A 5,871-nucleotide genomic window follows, 5' to 3' on the forward strand; every position below is an offset into this window, starting at 1 on the left:
GCGTAAAGGCGTAGATCACCGCCGCCGCCAGCGAAAAGATCAGTGTCGCATTGGCATTTGCGTCGATGCCGCCGGCAAACGGCATCGTCATGCCCCGGCCCTGCTTTGGGACGCCCTGGCTCCGCTCTCAGCCGCTGGTTTGCGCAGGAACAGCGACTTCGCTGCAAGTGCGGCCCCGCCGGTGATGAGCACGCAGGCGGCGAGGATGCGCAGCGACGGCTCGGCGACGCCGGCCGCGATCAGCACCAGCGTCGACAACAGCGGTGCGGCGTAGCTTGCAGCACCCAGCACCTGGATGTTGCCGCGCTTGACGCCGATGTCCCAGGCATAGAAGGCCGCCCCCACCGGCATCAGGCCAAGGCCGAGCACGGCCAGCCACTGGCCGGCACCGTCAGGCAGAACCGTCTGTTCCAGCGCCAGGTGGCAGGCGAGCGACAACACCGCGGTCGCCGCGCAGAACCAGGTGACGATGCTGGTCGGCACCGACGGGAAGCGCCGCGACAACAGCGAATAGGACGACCACAGCACGGCACAAACGGCGGCCATCGCATAGCCGAAGGCGTAACGGGCGTCGAAGGCGAGGCCCCCGCCCTTGGTGACGATCAGCACGGTGCCGGCAAGGCCGAGCAGCGCGCCGACGACATGGTTCCAGGCCAGTTTTTCGCCCGGCATCAGCGCCGAGCCGAGCACGATCAGCAAAGGCCATAGATAGGCGATCAGGCTCGCCTCCACAGCCGGCGCATTGCGCAGCGCTGTGAAATAGAAGAAGTGGTAGCCGAACAGCCCGGCAATGCCGATCAGCCACACCTGCGGCGGTATCTTCTGGCTCTTGTCGGGTGCCGGCATGAACAGCCGCGCGACCAGCCCGACACCGGTGCCGATCGAGAAGGTGATCGCCGACAAGAGGAACGGCGGCACCTGGCCCGACGCATCGGTGAGCAGTGCGAGCAGCGCCCACATGGCGACCGCCGAAAAGCCGATCAGTGTTGCGCGCCCCATTCTGTCTCCAGTGGCGCGCCAATTCTGCGCCTGGCTATTGTACCGCTTCGAAACGTCCGGCGCTGATGGTCAAGGTGCCGATCTGCGTGCCCACCGTGGCATGGATCGGCGCATATACGCCGGTTTGGCCGAGCGGTGCAAACGTCACCATCATGCGGCTTTTGCTCTTGAGATAGTTGAGCGCCTTGCGGCCCTTGCGATAGCCAGCCACCGGCTCGAAGCCCATCCGGCAGGTAACCGTGTCGCCCTTGTAGCCCGGCACCGAGATCGTGCCCTTCGAAGCGTAAGTCAGCGTCAGATCGGCGCGCATCTCGCCGTCGTAGAACTTTACCGTGCGGCCGCAGACCTGGTCGAGGCTGTCGGCATGGATGACGGTGGCAGCCATCGGATCGAGCACCGATGCCAGGTCGCCGGCACCGAGCGGCACCCAACTCTTGGGGTCGCGCTTGCCCGGCGCCGGGACGACCTGCGTCGAGGTGACCCTGCCATTTGCAAAGCGGATGTCGACCACCGATGCCTTCTTGCCGGAGGTGTAATCGGCGCGGAATGCCTGCGGCACCATCCTCTTGCCCGCAATCGTGCCTTTGGACGAGATCGTGCCACGCGTGTCGTCGAACAGTTTTGCCAACCCTGCCGCGCTGACGCTGCCTTCGATCGCGTAGGCGCCGTTCTCATAACGGCTGGAAAACGTTGATTTCGCTATCGAAAGTCCAAGGAACGACACCGTATACTCGCCCTTGAACGACTGCGGCGAGGCAGCAGACGCGGCGGACGGCAAGGCTGCGGCAAGCATGGCGGCAAAGGCATGTGACGAACGAAGCATGGCGGGATCGGGTCCTTGATTTTCGGCCGGAGGCGGGCAACTCCGGTCTGGCATGTCCCTATGAGACCGCTTATAGGATGAATTCCGGCCTTAATATGAAAATGCCGGGCGCGCAGTGGGCAATGCAGGAGCTTGACGCCTCGGCGAAATGCAACTATGGAACGCCAACTTTTTCCATAAGGCCGCCTGACCAGAACCGCGCGCCACCCGGCGTGGGCTTGAGTGTTTGGCAGACCCCGAGAACTGAAGGTTAGAACAATGTCCCGCACCTGCGAACTCACTGCCAAGGCAGTCATGTCCGGCAACAATGTGAGCCACGCCAACAACAAGACCAAGCGTCGCTTCCTGCCGAACCTCGTCAATGTGACGCTGATTTCGGAAGCGCTGAACCAGAATGTGCGCCTGCGCATTTCGGCCAACGCACTGCGTTCGGTCGAACATCGCGGCGGTCTCGACGCCTTCCTGGCCAAGGCCGACGTCAAGGAATTGTCGCAGCGCGCCCGTCTGCTGAAGAAGCAGATCGCCAAGAAGACCGCCGAGCAGGCTGCCGCTTAAACAGTTCAAAGGCGGGGGACGACCGCCCTGGCCAACATCTTGTTGGCCTCTGGCCAACATCTTGTTGGCCTTGGGGCATCGGATCGAAGCCGCAAGGTTTTGGCAATCCGGTGCCCACATACGAAGGCGAGCATCGCCCGCATGGGCATGATGCTTGGCTGGTTCCATTACCCAGGATAAAAAAATGACTTCCTTCTCGCGGTATTTGCCCTTCGTGGCCGCCATGGCGCTTGTCGTCGTGGCATCGAACATTCTCGTGCAATTCCCGATGCAGGGCCAGATCGGGGGCCTCTCGCTGGCCGACCTTCTGACTTGGGGGGCCTTCACCTATCCCTTCTCGTTCCTGGTCACCGACCTCGCCAACCGCCGCTACGGACCCACTGTGGCGCGCCGGATCGTCCTTGTCGGCTTCATGACGGCGGTGATCTGCTCGATCCTTGTCCCGCCCTTCCTGTTCCGTCACGGCCTGATCGAATTCGAGACCGCCGCCGACCGGCTGGTGCGTATCGCGGCCGCGTCCGGAGCGGCGTTCCTTTCCGCGCAACTGCTCGATGTCACCGTGTTCAACCGGCTGCGCCGGCAGAGCTGGTGGCGGGCGCCGATCATCGGCACGCTGGTCGGGTCGGTGTTCGACACCGCCGTGTTCTTCACCGTCGCTTTCTCGGCTGCCTTTGCCTTCGCCGGACCAAACGACGGCTTTGCGTTGGAAAACGCACCCTTGATGGGCGTCTTCCATGTCGAGGCGATGCGCTGGATCTCCTGGGCGCTTGGTGATCTCTCGGTGAAACTGATCATCGCCGTCGTCGCACTCATACCCTACCGGTTGCTCGCTGCCCGCTGGAGCCAGCCCGCGGTTGCGGCTTAAACCATGATCCCGAAAAGTGGGACCCCGTTTTCGGAAAAGATCCTGGTCGGACAAAGATCATGATCCCGTGGATCCAGCTCGATTCAGCGAAGACCCCAGACGGCGGACAAGAACTTCGCCTCAAGCGGCGCGGCACCGAATTCTCGATCATGCTGGGCACCAACGAGCTCATGAACAGCCGCCTCAGCGGTTCCGAGGAAGCGCTGGCAAAACTGTCCTGCGGGCGGATTGCCGGCCATAGCCATCCAACAATCCTGATCGGTGGGCTTGGCATGGGTTTTACCTTGCGCGCCGCGCTTACAGAATTGGCCAATGATGCCGGAATCGTCATCGCTGAACTGGTGCCGGCCGTTGTCGCCTGGGCGCGCGGTCCGATGGCCGAAATCTTTGGCGGCTGTCTCGACGATCCGCGCGTCACCATTCAGGAGACCGATGTCGGGCAGCTGATACGCTGGCAGCCCGCGGCCTGGGACGCCATCCTGCTCGATGTCGACAACGGCCCGGAAGGCATCGTCCACAAATCCAACGACGCGCTCTACAGCCTGCAGGGCCTCGCAGCCGCACGCAGCGCCCTCAAGTCGGGCGGCGTGCTGGCGGTGTGGTCGCAAGGCCCCGACATCGGCTTCACGCGGCGGCTGAAGCAGGCAGGCTTCGGGGTCGAAGAGGTCAGTACGCGCGCCAACGGCAAGCGCGGCGCGCGCCATATCATCTGGATCGCCACCAAGACGTAAAGCCGGCGGGCTCAATCCTGGTGCAGGATGAATTCCAGATAGAGGTTGCGCTGCAGGATCGAGTGGTTGTCGTCGGAGATCAGCGACACCATCAGCGCGCCGTCGTCGCGGGTCCAGACGTCGAGCCCTTCCATATTGTCGATCTGGTAGCCCATGTCGGCCTCCAGCAGCACCGGCCCGTCGGCGACCGCGCCCTTCTCGACGCTTTCGCCATAGATGCGCCGCAGCCGCATCTTGACGCCCCTCGCCATCGAGAAACTGCGCTCCAGAAGCAGCAGATCGCCATCCGGCAGGAAGGCGCCGTCGGTGATGTCGAAATCGCCGTTGCGCTTGACAGTAAAGACGCCCTTGTGCGGCCCCTCGATGATGGCGGCATAGATGTTGCCGGCCTTGTCGAGGCTCTTTTCGGAGACCACGACCAGGCCGCCCTCATGCTGACCGTTGGCATTGGCGTGGGTGACGGTCTCGAAGCCGCGATTCTGGCGCAGCTCCTGGGCCGGAACGACGAAATCCAGCGGCTTGAACGGCGCCTTCATGTCGTTGGCGTCGATCTTGAACTGGGCGACGCGGTGGCTGCGCTCGAAGCCGACGGTGGCAATGCCGTCCTTGACCGCGAGGCCTTCCGCATCGACCTCCCATTTCCTGTCGATCGGCCGACCGGTCTCGTCGACCATCTGCTGCATGCGGAAATTCTGGATGCCGGAGGGCCGCTTTTCCGCGTCGCGGACCACCGTGCCGAAGAACCAGAAGCCGGTGTCGGCAACGCCGATGAAGTCACCGCCGGCCTTCAGGAAGCGGAAGGCCGACAGCGCGCCGAAATCGCGTGTCGGCGAGGTCATCTCCAGCCCGCCGACGAATTCGAAAGGGCCGAATTGCTTGTCGGCACGGCCAATGTGAAATTCGGTGATCGGGCGGGCCGAGATTTCGACCGGTTCGACAGAACCAGAGTCGGGCGAACCGGCTGCCGCCGAAGCCACACCGGAAAGCAGGGCGATGGCGGCGAAAAGCGTCTGCTGAAAGCCGCCGCGCCTGGAGATCATCCGGCGCGCCGCATACCACCGCCGCGCCGCGTATCCTTCGCGCTTTCCTCGGCAAACAGCGAAGCCAGCTGCTCGGTCATGGCGCCAGCCAGCTCCTCGGCATCGACGATGGTGACGGCGCGGCGGTAGTAGCGCGTGACATCGTGGCCGATGCCGATGGCCAAGAGTTCCACAGGCGAACGCGTCTCGATCAGCTCGATGACGGCGCGCAGATGGCGTTCGAGATAATTGCCCGGATTGACCGACAGCGTCGAATCGTCGACCGGCGCGCCGTCCGAGATCATCATCAGGATCTTGCGCTGCTCGGGCCGGGCGATCAGCCGGTTATGCGCCCACAGCAGCGCCTCGCCGTCGATATTTTCCTTGAGCAGGCCTTCGCGCATCATCAGGCCGAGATTGCGCCGTGCCCGCCGCCACGGATGGTCGGCCGATTTGTAGATGATGTGGCGCAGATCGTTGAGCCGGCCAGGATTCGGCGGCTTGCCGTCCTTCAGCCATTTCTCGCGCGCCTGCCCGCCCTTCCACGCCCGCGTGGTGAAGCCGAGGATCTCGACCGAGACGCCGCAGCGCTCCAGCGTGCGCGCCAATATGTCGGCGCAGGTGGCGGCGACCGTGATCGGCCGGCCGCGCATCGAGCCGGAATTGTCGAGCACCAGCGTCACCACCGTGTCGCGGAACTTGGTGTCGCGCTCCTGCTTGAACGACAGCGGCTGCATCGGATCGATGACGACCCGCACCAGCCGTGCCGGGTCGAGATAGCCCTCTTCCAGGTCGAAGTCCCAGGAGCGGTTCTGCTGCGCCATCAGCCGGCGCTGCAGGCGGTTGGCCAGCCGCCCGACGACGCCGGACAGGTTGGCG

At 63.9% G+C, this 5,871-nt stretch carries 6 protein-coding genes and 2 pseudogenes; 3 read left to right on the forward strand and 5 right to left on the reverse strand.

The window, feature by feature from the left end; translation table 11 throughout:
• The 3 genes and pseudogenes from ENZ74_RS35180 to ENZ74_RS18920 all read right to left on the reverse strand — a co-directional run.
• A pseudogene (locus ENZ74_RS35180) lies at nucleotides 1-91 on the reverse strand (lysoplasmalogenase); the annotation flags it as partial.
• Entirely contained in the window at nucleotides 88-999 is a 912-nt protein-coding gene (locus ENZ74_RS18915; protein WP_063169104.1) for an EamA family transporter, read from the reverse strand. The gene ENZ74_RS18915 and the pseudogene ENZ74_RS35180, both read right to left, overlap by 4 nt.
• A 34-nt stretch (nucleotides 1,000-1,033) precedes the next feature.
• Nucleotides 1,034-1,822 (reverse strand): DUF3108 domain-containing protein, encoded by a 789-nt coding sequence (locus ENZ74_RS18920; RefSeq protein WP_063169105.1) that lies wholly within the window; start codon nucleotides 1,820-1,822, stop codon nucleotides 1,034-1,036.
• A gap of 258 nt (nucleotides 1,823-2,080) precedes the next feature.
• Here ENZ74_RS18920 and rpmB point away from each other — a divergent pair, with 258 nt between their 5' ends.
• The 3 genes from rpmB to ENZ74_RS18935 all read left to right on the forward strand — a co-directional run bounded on the left by rpmB (nucleotide 2,081) and on the right by ENZ74_RS18935 (nucleotide 3,973).
• Nucleotides 2,081-2,377 carry a 50S ribosomal protein L28 gene (gene rpmB / locus ENZ74_RS18925; protein WP_013529373.1) on the forward strand — a complete coding sequence of 99 codons (297 nt, stop codon included), beginning with the start codon at nucleotides 2,081-2,083 and terminating at the stop codon, nucleotides 2,375-2,377.
• Between the two features lie 184 nt (nucleotides 2,378-2,561).
• Nucleotides 2,562-3,242, forward strand: coding sequence for a queuosine precursor transporter (locus ENZ74_RS18930; protein ID WP_024503743.1), 681 nt, complete (start codon nucleotides 2,562-2,564; stop codon nucleotides 3,240-3,242).
• Nucleotides 3,243-3,301: 59 nt separating this feature from the next.
• The gene (locus tag ENZ74_RS18935) at nucleotides 3,302-3,973 is read left to right on the forward strand and encodes a hypothetical protein (protein WP_063169106.1); all 672 of its coding nucleotides are present in this window, start codon (nucleotides 3,302-3,304) and stop codon (nucleotides 3,971-3,973) included.
• Between the two features lie 11 nt (nucleotides 3,974-3,984).
• On the opposite strand, the gene ENZ74_RS18940 is transcribed toward ENZ74_RS18935, so the two are convergent.
• Nucleotides 3,985-5,013, reverse strand: coding sequence for an esterase-like activity of phytase family protein (locus ENZ74_RS18940; RefSeq protein ID WP_063169107.1), 1,029 nt, complete (start codon nucleotides 5,011-5,013; stop codon nucleotides 3,985-3,987).
• Nucleotides 5,010-5,871, reverse strand: a pseudogene (locus tag ENZ74_RS18945) (cobaltochelatase subunit CobT); the annotation flags it as partial. The pseudogene ENZ74_RS18945 and the gene ENZ74_RS18940, both read right to left, overlap by 4 nt.

It is taken from the genome of Mesorhizobium sp. M7A.F.Ca.CA.002.15.2.1 (genome assembly GCF_003998715.1).
Taxonomy (GTDB): domain Bacteria; phylum Pseudomonadota; class Alphaproteobacteria; order Rhizobiales; family Rhizobiaceae; genus Mesorhizobium; species Mesorhizobium ciceri.

Excerpts from the sequence above, each read along its gene's own strand:
- ENZ74_RS18920 (WP_063169105.1), bottom strand. The coding sequence starts at position 1,822 with ATGCTTCGTTCGTCACATGCCTTTGCCGCCATGCTTGCCGCAGCCTTG.
- ENZ74_RS18940 (WP_063169107.1), bottom strand. The coding sequence starts at position 5,013 with ATGATCTCCAGGCGCGGCGGCTTTCAGCAGACGCTTTTCGCCGCCATC.
- rpmB (WP_013529373.1), top strand. The coding sequence starts at position 2,081 with ATGTCCCGCACCTGCGAACTCACTGCCAAGGCAGTCATGTCCGGCAAC.
- ENZ74_RS18930 (WP_024503743.1), top strand. The coding sequence starts at position 2,562 with ATGACTTCCTTCTCGCGGTATTTGCCCTTCGTGGCCGCCATGGCGCTT.
- ENZ74_RS18935 (WP_063169106.1), top strand. The coding sequence starts at position 3,302 with ATGATCCCGTGGATCCAGCTCGATTCAGCGAAGACCCCAGACGGCGGA.
- ENZ74_RS18915 (WP_063169104.1), bottom strand. The coding sequence starts at position 999 with ATGGGGCGCGCAACACTGATCGGCTTTTCGGCGGTCGCCATGTGGGCG.